Consider the following 18850-nt stretch of genomic DNA (forward strand, 5'->3'; position numbering starts at 1 on the left):
TACAATTTTCTTGGTAGATTACGCAGAATTTTTGTAAAGGTACATTGTCAGACTGTCAATTTTATGTTACCATAGTTTTAACACCGAACTGTAAGCGTAAGAATGGTGCAGACAAGCTTAGGATTAAGCAGATCTACATCATACAATGTGGCAGATTTAGAAATATTTTGTTACAACTTTAAGCTGTATTTACAAAAATTTTGTTTTTTATCTCCGCTAAATTGTAATATACTATTGCGTAACACACAGTGTATTAACCTATGGACAAGTGAGAAGGACTTTTGGTGGCATCAGTCGCAAGGAGTCTTTTTATGCGTTCATGGGCGTTTTTCTGTCAAACACTTATACATCCAATTGGAGTTTACCATGCAAACTAAACTAATCGTATCTGCACTAGTTGCTGCTCTAGCCCTAACTGCTTGCTCAAAAGCTGAAGAAGCTGCTGCTCCAGCTGCTGACGCTGCAAAAGAAGCTGCTGCTGCAACTGCTGACGCTGCTAAAGCTGGCGCTGAAGCTACTGCTGACGCTGCAAAAGCTGGCGTAGAAGCAACTGCTGACGCTGCTAAAGCTGCTACTGACGCTGCCGCTGCTGCTGCAACTGGCGAAGCTGCTAAAGAAGGCGAAGCTGCTGCTGCAGACGCTGCTAAAGCTGACGCTGCTGCTGCAGACGCTGCTAAAGCTGACGCTGCCGCTAAAGAAGGCGAAGCTGCTGCTGACGCTGCCGCTAAAGAAGGCGAAGCTGCTGCTGACGCAACTAAAACTGAAGAGAAAAAATAATTTTAACGCAGTCCTAACTGCTAAAATTATTCTTCAAAAAGAGAACTCATTTGGGTTCTCTTTTTTTATGTCCGATTGTCGTGCATTCATCTAAGTTTTAAAGCACTTACCTGCTATGGCGGTGATATATCACCCATACATCACAGCCCAAGCAAAGACACAAAAAAACGCCCAGCCAACAAGACTGGACGATATTTTGACCGCAAGGTCTGATTAGGCTTCAGTCACCGGGATTTTGCCAATCTTGGCCTGCCAGATTTTTGGTGCGGTGGCGTGCACTGAGCTACCACTGCTATCGACAGCGACGGTGACAGGCATATCTTTGACTTCAAACTCATAAATCGCTTCCATACCCAGTTCAGGGAATGCCACGACTTTGGCTTGTTTGATGGCTTTTGAGACCAGATAGGCTGAGCCGCCCACTGCCATCAGATACACCGCCTTATTATCGGCGATGGCTTGGCACGCTGCTTCACCACGCTCTGATTTACCAATCATGCCAAGCAGTCCTGTCTGCTCAAGCATTTGGCGAGTGAACTTATCCATACGAGTTGCCGTCGTTGGGCCTGCAGGGCCGACCACTTCATCACGCACAGGATCGACAGGGCCGACATAGTAGATCAGCTTGTTGGTGAAGTCCACAGGCAGCTCTTCGCCGTTATTGAGCATATCGGTCATACGCTTGTGCGCTGCATCACGGCCGGTGTAGATTTTACCGCTCAATAGTAGTACATCGCCCGTTTGCCAAGTTGCCACTTCTTCTTTGGTCAAGGTATCGACATTGATGCGTTTGCCATTTTCAGGGTTATAAGTGATGTCAGGATAGACATCTAGGCTTGGCGGTGTCAGCTCTACAGGGCCTGAGCCATCTAGCTCAAACTCCACATGGCGAGTCGCAGCACAGTTTGGAATCATTGCGATTGGCTTTGATGCGGCGTGCGTTGGGTAGTCTAGGATTTTGACATCCAAGACAGTGGTCAGACCGCCTAAGCCCTGTGCACCGATGCCCAGCGCATTGACTTTTTCGTACAGCTCAAGGCGTAGTGCTTCGACAGTGCTTAGCTCTGCACCTGATTTGGCTTTGGCTTGTAGCTCATGGATGTCAATGTGGCTCATCAGCGACTCTTTGGCAAGTAGTGCCGCTTTTTCAGGCGTACCGCCGATACCAATACCCAAAATGCCCGGCGGACACCAGCCTGCGCCCATGGTTGGGATGGTTTTTAGCACCCAATCCACGATGCTGTCTGATGGGTTTAGCATAGCAAGCTTTGATTTATTCTCAGAACCACCGCCTTTGGCTGCACAGGTCACTTCCACTTTATCGCCAGCGACGATTTCCATATGGATGACCGCAGGGGTGTTGTCTTTGGTGTTCACACGTTTGCCCGCTGGGTCAGCCAGCACAGATGCACGCAAAGTATTATCAGGGTGGTTATAGGCACGGCGTACACCTTCGTTCACCATGTCAGCAACGCTCATCGTCGCATCCCACTGAACATTCATGCCCACTTTCAAAAACACCGTTGCGATACCAGTATCTTGGCAAATCGGACGATGACCTTCGGCACACATACGGCTATTGACCAAAATTTGCGTCATTGCATCTTTGGCAGCCGGGTTTTCTTCTTTTTCTAGTGCTTCGACCAGTGCTTCGATGTAGTCGGTCGGATGATAATAACTGATGAACTGAAACGCATCGGCAATACTTTGAATAAAATCTTCTTGCTTAATTACGGTCATGATGACTTCCTTTGTTGGCGAATTTGGCGTAAGCACGCCAAACGGCTGATATTATCTTGGCATCCGCCAAGACCCATTGTGATGAATTTATTCTACCATTATTTATGATAAAAATTCACCCATATTTGTCAATTACTATGATTGAAAAAATTTCAAAAATTATAAAATTTGTTTTAAAACTTCAATCAATCGTGCGTTCTGCTCAGCAGTGCCGACACTGATTCGCAGATAATCTTTGATGCGTGCTTGCTTAAAATGTCGGACAATCACGCCTTCGCTGCGAAGTTTGGCAGCGATATCAGCAGCATCTTGACCTGCAATAGTGGCAAAAACAAAATTCGCCGCCGATGGCAATACATCAAAACCCAGTGCCACCAAATCCGCTGTCAGCTGATGACGCAGCTCGATTACCTCGGTGCGACGACGCTCAAAATATTCACGATCTGCCACGCTGGCCGCTGCCCCTGCTTGTGCCACACGATCCAGCGGATAGCTATTAAAGCTATTTTTCATCGCCATCAAAGCTGCAATTAGACTTGGATTGGCAAATGCCATACCCACTCGCAGACCTGCCAGTGCACGAGATTTTGAGAAAGTTTGGGTGACGACGATATTATCAAATTCACGAATCAGTGCGATTGCTGATGCCGCCTTGACATCATCAGCATAATCGATATACGCTTCATCGATGACCACGATCGCATCAGGATGGCGTGTGGCAAGCGTGCGAATGTCATCAAGTGGCAGCAGCTTGCCCGTCGGTGCATTCGGATTGGCAAGAATAATGGCATCACATGGCTTGTCGTAGTCATCGACATCAATGCCAAAGCTATCATTGAGTGGTACAGTTTGGGCATCTACTCCAAAAGTATCGGCATAAACAGGATAAAAGCTATAGCTGATATCAGGCATCAGCAGTGGGCGAGTTTTTTTGAAAAAACACGCAAACACCAGTGCCAGCACTTCATCCGAGCCATTGCCCACAAAAACTTCATCGCGACTAAGACCATAATAATCCGCCAATGCATCACGCAGATGATCTGACTCAGGCTCAGGATACAGACGCAGTGCCGCCGCTTCATCAGCGAGCACCGCTTGCATGGCCGCCGCCGCTTTTGGGCTAGGTGGAAATGGGTTTTCGTTGGTGTTAAGTTTCACCAAATTATCATGCTTGGGCTGCTCCCCTGGCACATACGGCGTCAGGCTTTTTGCCTTGTCGCTCCAAAGGCGAGTATCAATCGTCATGGGATTTCCTTTTGTTTATTGGTCAAAGCTGTTGCTTGTTCAGTTTGCCTGATGGCGATAGCGTGCTGACAAGGCGTGCGCTTCTAAATTTTCTTCGATGGCCAAAATATCAGCGGTCTTGGCAAGTGGTACCGCACCCGTCTGGGTACAGTAAATCAGTGATGATTTCTTTTGAAAATCATACACGCCAAGCGGTGATGAAAATCTTGCCGTGCCCGATGTTGGCAATACATGGTTACTGCCTGCACAATAATCGCCAATCGCCTCAGGGGTATGACGACCCATAAAAATCGCACCTGCGTGGCGAATGTCATCAAGCACTGCCTCAGGATCATCCAGTGACAGCTCAAGATGCTCAGGTGCGACCTGATTAATCACTGCCATGCCCTCGCGACGATCTTTGACCAAAATCAACGCACCGCGATTCTTTAGCGCTGCTCTTGCGATGTCTGCCTTTGGTAAACGTGCCAATGCCGACTCAATCGCTGTTTCCACCGCTTGTAATTGCTCGGCACTGGTGGTAACAAAAATCGCCTGCGCCACGGTGTCATGCTCAGCTTGGGATAACAAATCCATCGCCAACCACTTCGCATTATCCGCTGCCTCGCCCTCAGCATAGACCAGCACCTCTGACGGCCCTGCGATCATATCGATGCCCACTTGCCCAAATACTGCTCGCTTGGCAGCGGCGACAAATTTGTTCCCCGGCCCTGTGATTTTATCCACCTTGGCAATCGATGCTGTGCCATAAGCAAGTGCTGCCACCGCCTGCGCGCCACCAATGGTAATCACCGTATCCACGCCTGCTAGGTGTGCCGCCGCCAAAACCAGTGGATTAAGCTGTCCATCTGGGGCAGGCACGACCATCGTGATGTTCGCCACGCCTGCGACTTTGGCAGGGATGGCATTCATCAGCACCGATGATGGGTAGCTTGCCAAACCGCCCGGGACATAGATGCCGACGCTATCAAGCGGGGTGATTTTTTGTCCAAGCTGATTACCTAAGCTGTCAGTAAAGCGAAAGCCGTCGTCCACTTGGTGCTGATGAAAAGCAAAAATACGCTCAGCAGACAGCTTGAGCGCGCCTGCCACTTCATCGCTAAGTCCATCAAATGCCGCCTTGAGTGCATCTTGGCTAATAAATAGCTCATCGATACTTTGGGCAGGATGACGGTCAAATTTTTGGGTCAGCTCAAGCACTGCGACATCGCCACGAGCACGCACATCAGCGATGATGGCATCGACAGTGGCAATCAAGCTGGCATCTGTCACAGTTTCAAAAGCAAGCAAATTGGCAAGTTCTTCTTGAAAATCTGCACTGGTTGAATTTAAAATTTTCATCATAATTTCCTATATATCAGGCTGCTTTTGTGTGGCTTGGTGTTATTTTTGCTGCACCGCAGTTTGTAGAATCTGTAAAATCGGCTCAAGCTTGGCAAGTTTTCGCTTATGGCTCACCGGATTGGCAATCAAGCGTGATGACACTTGGCAAATGGTCTCAAGTGGCTCAAGCCCATTGGCACGCAAGGTGTTGCCTGTATCCACCACATCGACAATCAAATCGCCCAAGCCCACAAGCGGTGCTAATTCCATCGAGCCGTACAGCTTGATGATGTCCACCTGCTCGCCACGACTGGCATAATAAGCACGAGCGACATTGACATATTTGGTGGCGATACGCAGGCGACGATTTGGCAAGGCTTTGCCCTTGATGCCTGCGGTCATCAGACGGCACTTGGCGATGTCAAGGTCAAGCAGCTCATACACCTGTGCATCATATTCCATCAGCACATCTTTGCCCGCCACGCCGATATCTGCTGCACCATGCTCAACATAAGTCGGCACATCAGATGCTCGCAAAATCAAAAAACGCACCGACGGGTCAGTGGTCTCAAAAATCAGCTTGCGAGATTTTTCCATATCTTCAAGCGGGGCAATGCCTGCTTTGGCAAACAGCGGCAAAGTTTCGTTTAGGATGCGCCCTTTGGATAGCGCAATGGTCAAGCCATCAAAATCAGCAGTTTGGATTGGATCAGCCATGATAAATTCTCAGCTTATTCATCAAATCTTGTCTATACATTATCATGAAAAAACGCACCAAATCATCTTGGTGCGTTTTTATCTTAGCCCTTGATGCGTTCGATATTGACACCCAAGGCTCTTAGTTTGTTTTCGACATCATCATAACCACGGTCGATATGGTAGATGCGGTCAATGATGCTCTCACCTTCGGCACACGCCGCCGCCATCACCAGCGACATCGATGCACGCAAATCAGTCGCCATCACAGGCGCAGGGGTGAATTTCTCGACACCTTCGACGATGGCAGTATGGCCATCGACACGGATTTTGGCGCCCATGCGTTGTAGCTCTGGCACATGCATAAAGCGATTTTCAAAGATGTTTTCGATAATGGTGCTCGTCCCTTCTGCCAAACAGCAGACCGCCATCAGCTGTGCTTGCATATCGGTTGGGAAACCTGGATGCACTTGAGTGCGAATATCCACCGCCTTTGGACGGCCTGTCATCACCGCACGAATCCAGTCATCGCCTGTGGTGATGGTTGCGCCCATCGCTTCAAATTTCTTGAGCACTGGGTGCAAAAACTCTGCCGATGTGTTCTTGGTCAGTACATCGCCTTCGCTCATCAGCGCACCGGCTAGGTATGAACCCGTCTCGATACGGTCAGCGATGACACTGTACTCACAGCCGTGCAAGCTATCCACGCCTTCGATAATCATCGTCGTCGTGCCGATACCGCTGATCTTAGCACCCATCGCCACCAACATATTCGCCAAATCCACCACTTCAGGTTCGGTGGCGCAGTTTTCTAGGCGAGTCGTACCACGAGCAAGCGCAGCTGCCATGATGACATTCTCAGTACCGCCGACGGTTACCATATCAAAGCTAAAATCACAGCCAATCAGACGACCGCCTGCTGGTGCTTTGGCTTTGACATAGCCATTTTCTACGGTGATGCTTGCGCCTAGTGCTTCAAAGGCTTTTAGGTGCTGATCCACAGGGCGAGAACCGATTGAGCAGCCGCCCGGTAGTGACACTTCCGCTTCACCAAAGCGAGCGAGCAATGGGCCAAGCACCAAAATCGATGCGCGCATGGTGCGTACAAGCTCATACGGTGCATAATAATCAGTCACCGTGCGAGCATCTGCCACGACGGTGTTGCCTTCTTTTTTAATCTTGACGCCTGTACCTGCAATCAGCTTGACCAAAGTTTCGGTGTCTTTGAGCGTTGGCACATTGTGCAGTACGGTTTCATCATTTGGCAATAGCATCGCAGCTAGCAGTGGCAAAGCGGCATTTTTTGAGCCAGAGATGGTCACTTCGCCTGCGATACGGCTTTTGCCCGTGATTTTAAATTTATCCATGCGTATTCTCTTTATTTATCAATCAGTTAGATTTGCGAGCGTCGTATTCAGCAGGGGTCAATGCATGGATGGTCAAGGCGTGCATCGCACCGCTTTGGATGTGTTCGTTGACCAAAGCAAAAATCATCTGCTGACGAGCCACCAATCGCTTGCCTTCAAAAGCATTATCCACGATAAGTAGCTCAAATTTATTACCCTGATTGACCGCTTCGATATGTGCATCGACAAAGTGTGGACGAAGTAGTGCGATTAAATCATCTGAATTCATTGACATCTCTTTGATTACTGACAAAACCTGTACAATGGTTAGTTAAGTAAGTACAGGGGTTTATTGCAAAAGAATTATTATACCAAAATTTTTATCAATTCACCTTGAAAATTTGATAAAAATATCCCAAAAAATCAGTCAATTATTGGGCAGTTTGTCCGCCTTGACCACCAAGTACAGGGGCGGTATTGACAGGGGCGGTCGTGCTGGCGTTTGGCGTATAGATTTCTTGTAGGGCATAGCCTGAATCTTGGGCATCGCCACCATAGACCGTACTGCTATCAGCTGGCTGATTGGTACTGGTAGCGGTCGCATCTGGCAGGCTGGCTACTTCGCCATCGGTGACAAGCGTCGTCAAGGTCACTGCCATCGCCATGCCCGGGGTCGCTTGAATCGCTTGCAAAATATAATCCTGCTGTGCCGGCGTCATATAACCCATCACATAGGCAGTGCGGTCACGGACGATGACTTTGTACTGTGATGATTTGATACCTCGCTCAGCCAGTAGTCGTGTGCCGATTTTTGAGCGTAGGTAGTTTTCGTGCACGGTGTGGCTTTGGCTTTTTGGGGTTTCGGTGACGGTCAGATAGTTATACACTTTGAGCACATCACGCATCGACTCAATAGTGCGTCCGATTTCTACTTTGATTTGCTCGGTTGGTACTTCACCTGTTAGCAGAACTTCACGGCGGTAGCTGTCAATGGCAATACGCACATTATTCTCATTAATCCCTGGGATGGTTGATAGATTGCGACGCGCGGTCAGCTCAATACTCTCATCACTGATACGCTCAGGGATGGTACGACCCATCGCATCAGCGCCCACACTGTCCGTGCCACTGGTCGCACACGCACCCAATCCTGCGCTCAAAATAGCAATCATCGATACGGCAAATACTTTTTTCATAACAACTTTCCCATTTATCAAAGTATTTAAATTTAAAAAATCTAATCAATCAAAACGCTGATATCAGCCAATCTTGCGATACTGTGCCATCTTGATTGATATCAAAAACAATCACATCAAAGCGGGTTGCCATCTTGGCATAAGTATCATGCGTCGCCAAAAACTGCTCAGCCGTGCGATAAATCTTGGCTTGCTTGGCAGGTGTGATACTATCAATCGCCGTCCCATAATCGGACGCTCGGCGACTACGCACTTCGACAAATACCACGCATGGCACAAGCACGCTACGCTCAAGCACTTGGCAAGTGGCAATGATATCAATCTCGCCAAGTTTGGGTGCGACATAATTGGTCGCCACAATCTGATAACCCTCACCCAGTAGCATCGCCACCGCTTGACTCTCAAAGGCATCGCCCTGCCTGCGTTTGGCAGTTTTGGCAATCTTGGCAGACTGGGTCATCAGCGAATACGCTTGACCACCACAGTGCTGGCAATCTTATCATGCCAGCCTTGTTTGTGCTTATCAAATCCCGCCCAAATATAACCAAGACAAAACACAATCGCCGATGCATAATAGCCGATATATCGAAGCAGACCCTGACCGATACTCACCATTTTGCCCGTCTTGGCATCACGCACCTGTAGCCCAAACAGCATTTTGCCCGGTGTTGCGCCTTTTTTGACCCAAAAAGCAATCACCACCACCGCACCAAGCACCGTACTGATTGCTTCAGGCACGGTCATCCACGGCATCTCATCGATGCTGTACTGCCCCATCTGCACATATTCCCAATATATCAACGGTGCAAACACAATCAAGGACAGCAAACCATCCATCAGCGTCGCCAAAAACCGCTCCCAAAACCCTGCATATTCAAATTCAGAGTCATCCAATCTAGGGTCATGTAAGGCGGTGTTCGTAGCAGTCATGCGATATAAACTATATGATGATAAGAAATAATTGTAGCATAACAAAGTTTTGTTATTTTCGCCATCAATTATCGATTTTTTCGGTGAATTTTTGGGGAAAATTGGGTAAACTGTTGGCAAATTTTTGGGAAATTGATGATGAAATTACGAATTTTAAGTGTCGGGCATAAGATGCCAAACTGGGTGCAGACAGGTTTTGAAGAGTATTTTAAGCGGATTCAGCCGATGATGAGCGTTGAACTTGTTGAATTACCGCCTGCCAAGCGCAGCAAAAACCCATCGCCTGCCGAGATTGATAAATATAAAGCTGTGGAAGCGGCGACGATTTTAAACGCCAAACAGCCCAAAGAGCTCTTATGGCTACTTGAAGTCAAAGGCAAGATGCTCTCTACCGAAAAGCTTGCCGACAAATTATCCATCGCCATGCAAGATGGTGCGGATATTGCACTGGTCATCGGCGGTGCTGACGGTGTCGCTGATGATGTGCTACAAGCGGCGGATTTTAAGTGGTCGATGTCTGATTTGACCCTACCACATCCGCTCGTGCGGGTGATTTTGATGGAACAGCTATACCGTGCGATGAGTATTATCAATAACCACCCTTATCATCGAGGCGGCTGATTTATCTGTTTGGATAAAGCCTATTTAAATAATCAGCAAGCAAAAAACCGCTTTATCACGACGATAAAGCGGTTTTGTTTATCAAATCACAGCCACCCGATCTGCCAACGCAGCCAAAGCAATCTGATGAACCATCTGCGTTGGTGCGGCACATGCATCACCAAGTACAGAGACTGTATATTTTTCAGCTTCTTTAGCAATCGCAGTATGCGTGACGCAATTTTGGGTCATCATCCCACAAAGTTGCAAATGGGTAATTGCAAATTCAGCCAATACACTCTCAAGCGTCGTATTTAAAAATGAATTGGCGTGCGCCTTAATCACAACAGGACAATCGCTGGCTACTGCCAAAATATCTTGGTGCAATTGTGCACCCTGAGAGTCTTTAGCGAATAATGGCGCATTGACATCATCAAAGATATGCTGCACCAATACCACCAAATCGCCATCAGCTTTTGCAGTGCGAATTTGTGCCACAATATTAGCGCACACAGTTTCAGCATTAGCTTGCTCAAATGCGCCATTGGCAAAATAATCATTTTGAACATCAATTACAATTAGTGCTTTTTTCATATATTTCTCCCATTAAAATACATTCTTGGGCAATTTCACCCTAGTGCTATCTTACAAAATTTAGTAAGATGATGACATTGTAAATTGAAAGAAAAAATCGATATGGCAGAGAAAATGAAATTATTGCAAGATCGGATGAATCAAGCAATTTTGCGTGAGTTAAGAAACAATGGGCGCATCAGTTGGCAAAATCTTGGTAGGCGTGTACATCTGAGTGGTCAAGCAGTGGCTGAGCGTGTACGCCAACTGCAAGCGCAGGGTATTATTACTGGCTTTAGCATCAAAGAGTCTCGTACTCGCCATTTTATCACCGTCATCATGCAACATACTCGCTTTGCCCACTTTGAATCATGGCTTGGTCAGCATCCAAATATTGAAAGCGTTGATAAAACCAGTGGCGATGGCTGTTATTTGATTGTGTATGCAACAGACGACAATGCAGTACTTGATGAATTTTTGACCGAACTATTGCAGCATGGTTCGTACCGACTCTCAAGCAGTGTGCGACGAATACTTTAAAGACACACTTCATCACCCAACAAAAAAAACCGCTTTATCACAACGATAAGGCGGTTTTGGTTAATTAGCAATGGCTTATTGCTCAATGCCTTTCATGGTTAGCTTGATGCGACCACGATTGTCGATGTCTTGGACTTGGACTTTGACCACTTGACCTTCTTTTAGGTAGTCAGCGACATTCTCGACACGCTCATCAGAGATTTGGCTGATGTGCACCAGACCGTCAGTACCCGGTAGGATGGTGACAAATGCACCAAAATCAACGATGCGAGCCACAGTACCTTCATAGGTTGCACCAATTTCAACTTCAGCAGTAATGGCTTCGATTTGGGCGATGGCGGCACGAGTTGATGCCTTATCCATACCAAAGATACGGATAGTGCCGTTGTCTTCGATGTCGATGGTTGCACCAGTATCTTCGGTCAGCTGACGGATGGTTGCGCCGCCTTTACCAATCACATCACGGATTTTTTCTGGGTTAATGTTGATGGTCGCATAGTTTGGTGCGTGCGCATTGATTTCGGTACGGCTAGATGAGATGACTTCATTCATCGCTTTTAGGATATGGATACGGCCAGCGTGTGCTTGCTTAAGCGCTTGTTCCATGATGTCAGCGGTGATACCTTCGATTTTGATGTCCATCTGTAGCGCTGTGATACCTTCGGTCGTACCCGCCACTTTAAAGTCCATATCGCCCAGATGGTCTTCGTCGCCTAGGATGTCTGATAGTACCGCAAAACGCTCGCCTTCTTTGACCAAGCCCATTGCAATACCTGCCACAGGGGCTTTTAGCGGTACACCCGCATCCATCAATGACAGTGATGCACCGCACACAGATGCCATCGATGATGAGCCGTTTGACTCGGTGATTTCTGATACCACACGGATGGTATATGGGAAGCGGTCAGCAGCTGGTAGCATGGCTTGGACACCACGGCGAGCTAGGCGACCATGACCGATCTCACGGCGTTTTGGCGCACCTTCACGGCCTGTCTCACCCACTGAGAAGTGCGGGAAGTTGTAGTGTAGCATGAAGTGGTCTTGCTTAGTGCCTGCCAAAGTATCTACCAAGTTCACATCACGGCTTGTACCTAGTGTGGTCACAACCAAAGCTTGGGTCTCGCCACGAGTGAATAGCGCAGAGCCGTGTGTATATGGCAATACACCCACTTGGATATCCAGTGCACGCACTGTCTCTAGGTCACGGCCGTCGATGCGTGGCTTGCCTGATAGGATGTTATCACGCACGGTGCGGTATTTAAGCTCTTCGAATAGCGCTTTGATTTCATCGACACGCTCAGCATAGCCTTCGCTCTCAGCATCGCCTGCCAATGCTTCGATGGCTTCGTTTTTGATTTCATCTAGGCGAGCATAGCGATCTTGCTTAACAGTGATGGTATAAGCTTCGCTCACTTTGTCAGTAAAGCCTGCTTTTAGTGCATTGTTTAATTCTTCGTTGATCGCAGGGGCAACAAATTCTTGCTTAGCATTACCAACAGCAGCGGCAAAGGCATTGATGTTGTCAATCACGATTTGTTGCTGTGCATGACCGTATAGCACTGCGCCCAGCATTTGATCTTCTGACAGTTCACGCGCTTCAGACTCAACCATCAACACGGCTGATTTGGTGCCTGCGACAACTAGGTCAAGATCGCTTTGCTTCATCTGAGCAAGGTTTGGGTTTAGAACATATTCACCATTGATAAAGCCAACACGAGCCGCACCGATTGGGCCATTAAATGGCGCAGGTGAGATCGCCAATGCTGCTGATGCACCAATCATCGCTGCGATGTCAGCATCTTGGGTCTTGTCAGATGAAATCGTGGTAGCAGTAATTTGGATTTCGTTGTAGTAGCCTTCTGGGAATAGCGGGCGGATTGGACGGTCAATCAGACGAGATGTCAGCGTCTCAAACTCGCTAGCACGGCCTTCACGCTTGCCATAACCACCCGGGATTTTGCCCGATGCGTACATTTTTTCTTGATAATTGACAGTCAATGGGAAGAAATTTTGACCAGCGACAGCTTCTGGGCGAACCACCACAGCAACCAGTACAGACACGCCGCCCATATGCACAAGCACTGAATTGGCTTGGCGTGCGATACGGCCAGTTTCTAGGACAACTTGCTGGTTGCCATATTGGAATTCTTGACGAATGGTATTAAACATAAACTTTTCCTAATTAATGAACTTTGGCAATATCTAAAGCCCTAAGCCATTACACCGATTGGAAAGCCAACTTGTGCCATGCCTTAGAGTTCTAAATACTTGCCAAATTTTGCTGAAAATTAACGAAAAAACGGCACGCAAAAAGCACGCCGTTTTTATTATCGTAAACAGGACTTACCTGTCGCCATCGGGCGAATTAACGACGCAGACCTAGTGAACCGATTAGGTCGGTGTAACGGTTAAGGTCTTTACCTTTTAGGTAGTCAAGTAGCTTACGGCGTTGGTTAACCATACGGATTAGACCACGACGGCTGTGATGGTCAGCTTTGTGAGTTTTGAAGTGGTCTTGTAGGTCGTTGATACGAGCAGTTAGTAGTGCAACTTGCACTTCTGGGCTACCAGTGTCATTTTCGCCACGCTTGTATTTAGCAATAATGTCGATACGATCTTGATTCGTTAGCATAACAATTTCCTAATAAGCAATGCGGTGAGATTCGGGCAAGCATTGCATTGCTAAAGCCTGCCTAAGCCTAATTGGCACTTAAACGCAGATTATAACAGATTTTTAAGCTGATGTCAGCTGATTTTGTTATTTTTGGCAAAAACCCATCAGCGTGTGATGGGTTTTAAGCGATTTGGCAATGAATTAGAAGCTCATACGTGCGCCAAGATTGATGCCGTATTGATCCACTTTAATCTCTTCAATTTTGCCGATGTAGTTATATTCACCGCTGACCGTCCATTGCATGGTCGGGCTTGTGCGATAGGCAACACCAAGCACACCACCAACACCCGCCTTAGTTTCAGAATCCGAATATAGTTCCGTACAACCCGAATTGCCAGACCAGACGGTGACACAACGCTCTTCATCATATTTCAACAGATTGACACCGCCACGCACACCAACATATGGGGTAAGCTTGCTTTGGTTTTTGAAGTCGTAAAATACATTGACGCCGACAGAGTGTACCGCCAAATTAAATTCATCACGGACATCAACATTACGACGATAAAAAGTGTTGTACGCCTGATATCTCTCAACGTTCGTCAAATCGCCAAAGTAGCTATAATCAAAGCCATAACGAAAGTTACTTGGCAATTCTTTACTAAACAGAACTTTTGCACCCACGCCGTCTTCGGTACGCTCAAAATCACCACGGCTAAAAGTCAGCTCTGAGTAACCTAGGTCAAATTGGGTCGTCCACGGGTTTGTGTATTCGTAGTCATAGTCATATTCAGATGCCTGAGCACCACCTGCAATCAGCGCAACCAATGCTGTCACTAGACGTAATTTCATCACTTTCTCCAATTGTTACAGATTTGTTTCATTGTACATTCAAAAGCACAAAACCGCAAGCCGATTATGGAATTTTTTATACACAAAACCCCAAAAGCTGTTTAACTTTTGGGGCATGGTTCATTTTTTTGGCAAGCGTAAAATCAGGCATTATTCTTTGTATCAAGCCACAAGCTTCTTCGGCTGCAGCCTACCTGTCACCGCCACTTCACCAAGTCCAATAAAATCCGCCTGATGATACAGACGCACCAAGCAACTCTCATCAAATACAGGCAATGCCGCCACTCGGTCTTTGACATTCAGCCGTTGACCAAGCTTTAGCCGTGATGCTTCATCATCGCTCACCGCCAAAGTCGGCAGATGTATCAGCATGGCATCGATCGGTAGTAGCCTGCCAAGTCGCTCACTCATCGGCAGTGTTTCGAGCATATCGGTGGTGATGGCATCATCAATACCAAAACCACCCGTCATCGTGCGATGTAGTCGTGTCAGATGCCCAACTGTGCCAAGCTGTTTGGCGATGTCTTCACCCAGCACACGCACATAAGTGCCTTTTGAGCAAGTGACATCAAGCTCAATAGTATCATCACTGATTTTGGTTAGGCGAAGTATATGAATGGTGATGGCTCGTGGCGCACGCTCAATCTCAATGCCATCTCGGGCATATTCATAAAGCTTTTTGCCGTCTTTTTTGAGTGCTGAATACATCGGCGGGATTTGGCTTTGCACCCCAGTCATATTATCTGCAATGGCATCAAGCATCGCCTGGTCAAAGCTTGGCACAGCTTTGGTATCAATCATTTGCCCATCAGCATCACCCGAGTCAGTCGCCACACCTAGTTGAATGATCGCCGTGTAGCCTTTATCCGCATCAAGCCCATATTGGGCAAATTTGGTCGCTTCGCCAAACACCAAAGGCAGCAGCCCCGTCGCCATCGGGTCAAGCGTGCCTGTATGCCCTGCTTTTTTGGAATCTTGGCTGTCGGATTTGTACAAGAATTTGGCTTTTGCCAATGCTGAATGCGAGCTGATGCCTTGTGATTTATCCAGTAGCAAAATGCCTGAAATGACGGTTTTGGTCATCGCTCACTCTGCCGTCTCATCGTCATAATGTTTTTCGCTTTCGTGCGTCTTTTTCATCGCTTGATTGACCAAATCCATCATGTGATTGCCATGCGCTGTCACTTCATCATAATGAAATCTTAGGCGTGGCGTGGTGCGAGTTTTCATCGTGTGTGATAATTCGGTGCGCAAAAATCCCGACGCACGGTTCAAGATGGCGACACTCTCACGGTGGCTATCGATATTCATGCCTGTGTCATTGTGCGGCTCAAGAATGGTCACATACACATCGGCATAGCCCAAATCAGGGCTGACCTTGACACTTGAGATGGTCACAAATCCCGTCAAGCGCGGATCGTTAATCTCATCACGGATCAAGGTAGCAAGGGTGCGCTGAATCTGATCAGCAAGTCGTTGTAAGCGTTGGCTCATTGAATTTTTTCCAATAATAATGAATTTTCCAGCAAAGACAACTTGGATAAAGGGCTGTCTTGTATGCCTGTTAGTATAACAAATTTCGTATCGCTATGGCGACAAAACCCCATCATGCGACAGGGTTTTGGCAAGGGTTCGGCGATTATAGCTCGCGTTTGATTTCGTGGATTTCAAAGACTTCGATTTTATCGCCCACAGCGACTTCATAGCCTTTGACCGCAAGACCACATTCCATACCGGCTTTGACTTCATTGACATCGTCTTTGTAGCGACGCAATGACTGCAATTGACCCGTGAAGATGACCTTATCATCACGCAAGACGCGGATTGGCTTGTTGCGATGGATAGTACCTTCTTGTACCATACAGCCTGCTGCTGCACCAAATTTACTTGAGCGGAAGACTTCACGGACTTCAGCAATACCCAAGATTTGCTCACGATGTTCAGGCGCAAGCATACCGCTCATCGCCGCTTTGACATCATCGATAAGACCATAGATGACGCTGTAGTAACGGATGTCTAAGCCAGCTGCATCGGCTTTTTTCTTGCCTTGATTGTCAGCACGGACATTAAAGCCGAGCAGTACCGCTTCCGATGATTCTGCCAAGATGACATCAGACTCGGTAATCGCACCGACGCCTGAGCTGATGACACGCACTTTGACTTCATCAGTCGATAGCTCATCAAGCGCACCAAGCAGTGCTTCGAGTGAACCACGCACATCGGTCTTTAGGATGATGTTCAAGGTGGCAACTTCAGCACTACCCATGCTATCAAATAGCGTATCTAGGCGCATTTTGTTTTGGCGTTCAAGGATGCGATCACGCTCACGAGCCGCACGGAAATCCGCCACTTCACGGGCTTTTTTCTCATCTGAGACGACCAAGAACTCACTACCTGCCGCAGGTGCTTCTGGCAAGCCTAGAATCTCAACAGGAATCGACGGGCCAGCTGATTTGATACGCTGACCATTCTCATCGGTCATCGCACGCACTTTACCATAGTATTCACCCGCCAAGACCAGATCGCCTTGGTTTAGTGTACCTTTTTTGACCAATAGACTTGCAACTGCGCCACGACCTTTATCCAAGCGAGACTCAATCACCACGCCCTGAGCAGCACCATCGACAGGGGCTTCTAGCTCCATCAATTCTGCTTGGATGCTGATGACTTCAAGTAGTTCATCGATGCCCATACCTGATTTGGCAGAGACTTTGACCATTGGGGTATCACCGCCCCACTCTTCAGGGATGACTTCTTTGATCGATAGCTCATTGATGACACGATCAGGATCGGCAGTATCTTTGTCCATTTTGTTAATGGCGACAATCAGTGGCGTACCTGCTGCACGAGCGTGGTCGATCGCTTCTTCGGTTTGTGGCATCATGCCATCATCGGCAGCAACCACAAGCACAACGATATCCGTCGCCTGTGCACCACGAGAGCGCATCGCTGTAAAGGCGGCGTGGCCTGGAGTGTCAAGGAAAGTAATCACGCCACGATCGGTAGTCACATGATATGCACCGATGTGCTGAGTGATGCCACCTGCCTCGCCTGATGCCACTTTGGTCGCACGAATCTTATCAAGTAGCGATGTCTTACCATGGTCAACATGACCCATGATGGTGACAACTGGTGGACGAGTTTGGATATTGCCTGATTTTTCATCGACTGCCACTTGTAGATCATCTTCAAGTTGTGTATCGCTAACAGGGATAAAGTTATGACCAAATTCTTCGATCACAAGTGCTGCCGTCATCTGATCGATGGTGTCAGATTCACGCACCATCTCACCCATTTTCATCAGGGCTTTGATAACTTCACGCACTTTGACCGCCATTTTTTGTGCCAAATCAGACAGTACGATGCTCTCACCCACTTCGACATTGTGGACGATTTTTTCGACAGGCATTTCAAACTTATGCTTGTTGGCTTGTGATGATTTCAGGCCTTTTGAGCGAGTCTTGATTTCACGCTCTTCTTGCTGACCTTTACGGCCTTTTTTCGCACCTTTGCCGGTTGTACCTGCTGTGCCACGCTTGATTTCACGGCGTTCTTTTTCGAACGACTCTTCAAGCGCTGCACCCACCAAGCCATCTGCCAGCGGTGCATCATCTTTGGTGCGTACGATGGTCGCACTGGTTGACTCTTCGCTGTCGCTATAACGAGATGCCATTTGTTTCATCTGCTCAAGCGTGCGTTTTTGGGCTTCTTCGGCAGCTTTACGGCGGGTTTCGGCTTCCATTTGGCGTAGGCGCTCTGCCTCTGCTTCACGAGCCTCACGAGCCGCCTTGTCTTCGGCAGATTCCTGCTTGACAGGTTTGGCTGATTTTTTCTTGTCAGCTTTGTTGTCTGATTTGCTGTCTGCTTTTGCTTCTACAGCGTCGTCTTTTTTGGCTTTTTTGACCACGACACTGCTTGAGCTGTCAGTTTTTTCGCTTGGTGCACTGCTCGCTCGCATGGCAGCAAGTGTCGCCGCTTGGCGTTCGGCAGCTTCTTTTTTGCTACGCTCAGCCGCTTGCTTGGCTTCCGCTTCTTTTAGGCGAGCTTCTTCGGCAGCTTTTGCTTGAGCGGCGATTTCAGCTTCGATTTTGGCAGGGTCTGGTTTTTCGTACACGACTTTTTTGGTACGCACGACATTGACTGTCTTGGCTTTGCCTGATGTACCCGTCACTTGAGCGGTAGAAGTGGTTTTTGATTTTAGACTGATGCGAGATTTTGGTTTTTCGCCGTGGCTTTGTTTTAAAAATGCCACCAGTTTTTCTTGTTCAGCTTCACTGACGCTATCAGCTTCACCACGAGCAGGTAGGCCTGCATCGCTTAATTGCTTGAGAATGGTCTCAACATTGGTATTAGAAAGTTGGGCTAGTTCTTTGACTGTTTTCGCCATTATATCACCTAAAATTATTGGTTTGGCAAGT

At 47.7% G+C, this 18850-nt stretch carries 19 protein-coding genes; 3 read left to right on the forward strand and 16 right to left on the reverse strand.

Translation table 11 applies throughout. The features are described 5' to 3' along the window. The first annotated feature begins 366 nt into the window (after nucleotides 1–366). A complete protein-coding gene (locus B0680_RS05295) occupies nucleotides 367–777 on the forward strand; it encodes a hypothetical protein (protein WP_078254053.1) in 411 nt (136 codons plus the stop codon). Nucleotides 778–990: 213 nt separating this feature from the next. Here B0680_RS05295 and B0680_RS05300 read toward each other — a convergent pair whose 3' ends face one another. From B0680_RS05300 to B0680_RS05340, 9 genes are all read right to left on the reverse strand, one after another. Continuing rightward, a complete protein-coding gene (locus tag B0680_RS05300) occupies nucleotides 991–2520 on the reverse strand; it encodes a fumarate hydratase (protein WP_456080957.1) in 1530 nt (509 codons plus the stop codon). Nucleotides 2521–2676: 156 nt separating this feature from the next. Beyond that, nucleotides 2677–3762 (reverse strand): histidinol-phosphate transaminase, encoded by a 1086-nt coding sequence (gene hisC / locus B0680_RS05305; protein WP_078254055.1) that lies wholly within the window; start codon nucleotides 3760–3762, stop codon nucleotides 2677–2679. 39 nt (nucleotides 3763–3801) lie between these two features. Beyond that, nucleotides 3802–5103 carry a histidinol dehydrogenase gene (gene hisD, locus B0680_RS05310; RefSeq protein WP_078254056.1) on the reverse strand — a complete coding sequence of 434 codons (1302 nt, stop codon included), beginning with the start codon at nucleotides 5101–5103 and terminating at the stop codon, nucleotides 3802–3804. A 42-nt stretch (nucleotides 5104–5145) separates the two neighbouring features. Continuing rightward, on the reverse strand, nucleotides 5146–5802 hold the full coding sequence (hisG, locus tag B0680_RS05315) for an ATP phosphoribosyltransferase (protein WP_078254057.1): 657 nt from the start codon (nucleotides 5800–5802) through the stop codon (nucleotides 5146–5148). Nucleotides 5803–5885: 83 nt separating this feature from the next. After that, nucleotides 5886–7148: a UDP-N-acetylglucosamine 1-carboxyvinyltransferase gene (gene murA, locus B0680_RS05320; RefSeq protein ID WP_078254058.1), complete on the reverse strand. Its 1263-nt coding sequence runs from the start codon at nucleotides 7146–7148 to the stop codon at nucleotides 5886–5888. Nucleotides 7149–7170: 22 nt separating this feature from the next. Further along, nucleotides 7171–7416, reverse strand: coding sequence for a BolA family protein (locus B0680_RS05325; RefSeq protein ID WP_078254059.1), 246 nt, complete (start codon nucleotides 7414–7416; stop codon nucleotides 7171–7173). 142 nt (nucleotides 7417–7558) lie between these two features. Then, a complete protein-coding gene (locus B0680_RS05330) occupies nucleotides 7559–8323 on the reverse strand; it encodes a BON domain-containing protein (RefSeq protein ID WP_078254060.1) in 765 nt (254 codons plus the stop codon). Between the two features lie 49 nt (nucleotides 8324–8372). Then, nucleotides 8373–8783: a YraN family protein gene (locus B0680_RS05335; protein ID WP_078254061.1), complete on the reverse strand. Its 411-nt coding sequence runs from the start codon at nucleotides 8781–8783 to the stop codon at nucleotides 8373–8375. Then, nucleotides 8783–9253 (reverse strand): RDD family protein, encoded by a 471-nt coding sequence (locus tag B0680_RS05340; RefSeq protein ID WP_078254062.1) that lies wholly within the window; start codon nucleotides 9251–9253, stop codon nucleotides 8783–8785. Before B0680_RS05340 ends, B0680_RS05335 begins: the two co-directional genes overlap by 1 nt. A gap of 138 nt (nucleotides 9254–9391) precedes the next feature. Between B0680_RS05340 and rlmH the strand changes: the two genes are divergently transcribed. After that, the gene (gene rlmH, locus B0680_RS05345; protein WP_078254161.1) at nucleotides 9392–9874 is read left to right on the forward strand and encodes a 23S rRNA (pseudouridine(1915)-N(3))-methyltransferase RlmH; all 483 of its coding nucleotides are present in this window, start codon (nucleotides 9392–9394) and stop codon (nucleotides 9872–9874) included. A gap of 81 nt (nucleotides 9875–9955) precedes the next feature. Here the strand turns inward: rlmH and B0680_RS05350 are convergent, their stop codons facing one another. Beyond that, nucleotides 9956–10447 (reverse strand): isochorismatase family protein, encoded by a 492-nt coding sequence (locus B0680_RS05350; protein WP_078254063.1) that lies wholly within the window; start codon nucleotides 10445–10447, stop codon nucleotides 9956–9958. Between the two features lie 114 nt (nucleotides 10448–10561). Here B0680_RS05350 and B0680_RS05355 point away from each other — a divergent pair, with 114 nt between their 5' ends. Then, nucleotides 10562–10966, forward strand: coding sequence for an Lrp/AsnC family transcriptional regulator (locus tag B0680_RS05355; RefSeq protein ID WP_158078300.1), 405 nt, complete (start codon nucleotides 10562–10564; stop codon nucleotides 10964–10966). A gap of 75 nt (nucleotides 10967–11041) precedes the next feature. Here the strand turns inward: B0680_RS05355 and pnp are convergent, their stop codons facing one another. From pnp to infB, 6 genes are all read right to left on the reverse strand, one after another. Next, entirely contained in the window at nucleotides 11042–13135 is a 2094-nt protein-coding gene (gene pnp, locus B0680_RS05360) for a polyribonucleotide nucleotidyltransferase (RefSeq protein ID WP_078254065.1), read from the reverse strand. Between the two features lie 196 nt (nucleotides 13136–13331). Next, the gene (gene rpsO, locus B0680_RS05365) at nucleotides 13332–13598 is read right to left on the reverse strand and encodes a 30S ribosomal protein S15 (protein ID WP_078254066.1); all 267 of its coding nucleotides are present in this window, start codon (nucleotides 13596–13598) and stop codon (nucleotides 13332–13334) included. A gap of 183 nt (nucleotides 13599–13781) precedes the next feature. Then, on the reverse strand, nucleotides 13782–14432 hold the full coding sequence (locus B0680_RS05370; protein WP_078254067.1) for an opacity family porin: 651 nt from the start codon (nucleotides 14430–14432) through the stop codon (nucleotides 13782–13784). Nucleotides 14433–14594: 162 nt separating this feature from the next. After that, nucleotides 14595–15515: a tRNA pseudouridine(55) synthase TruB gene (truB, locus tag B0680_RS05375; RefSeq protein ID WP_078254068.1), complete on the reverse strand. Its 921-nt coding sequence runs from the start codon at nucleotides 15513–15515 to the stop codon at nucleotides 14595–14597. Between the two features lie 3 nt (nucleotides 15516–15518). Continuing rightward, on the reverse strand, nucleotides 15519–15926 hold the full coding sequence (locus B0680_RS05380) for a ribosome-binding factor A (protein WP_078254069.1): 408 nt from the start codon (nucleotides 15924–15926) through the stop codon (nucleotides 15519–15521). A 145-nt stretch (nucleotides 15927–16071) separates the two neighbouring features. Continuing rightward, on the reverse strand, nucleotides 16072–18822 hold the full coding sequence (gene infB / locus B0680_RS05385) for a translation initiation factor IF-2 (protein WP_169835329.1): 2751 nt from the start codon (nucleotides 18820–18822) through the stop codon (nucleotides 16072–16074). Nucleotides 18823–18850: the final 28 nt, after the last annotated feature.

The sequence above is a fragment of the Moraxella pluranimalium genome, from assembly GCF_002014825.1.
Classification (GTDB): Bacteria; Pseudomonadota; Gammaproteobacteria; order Pseudomonadales; family Moraxellaceae; genus Moraxella; species Moraxella pluranimalium.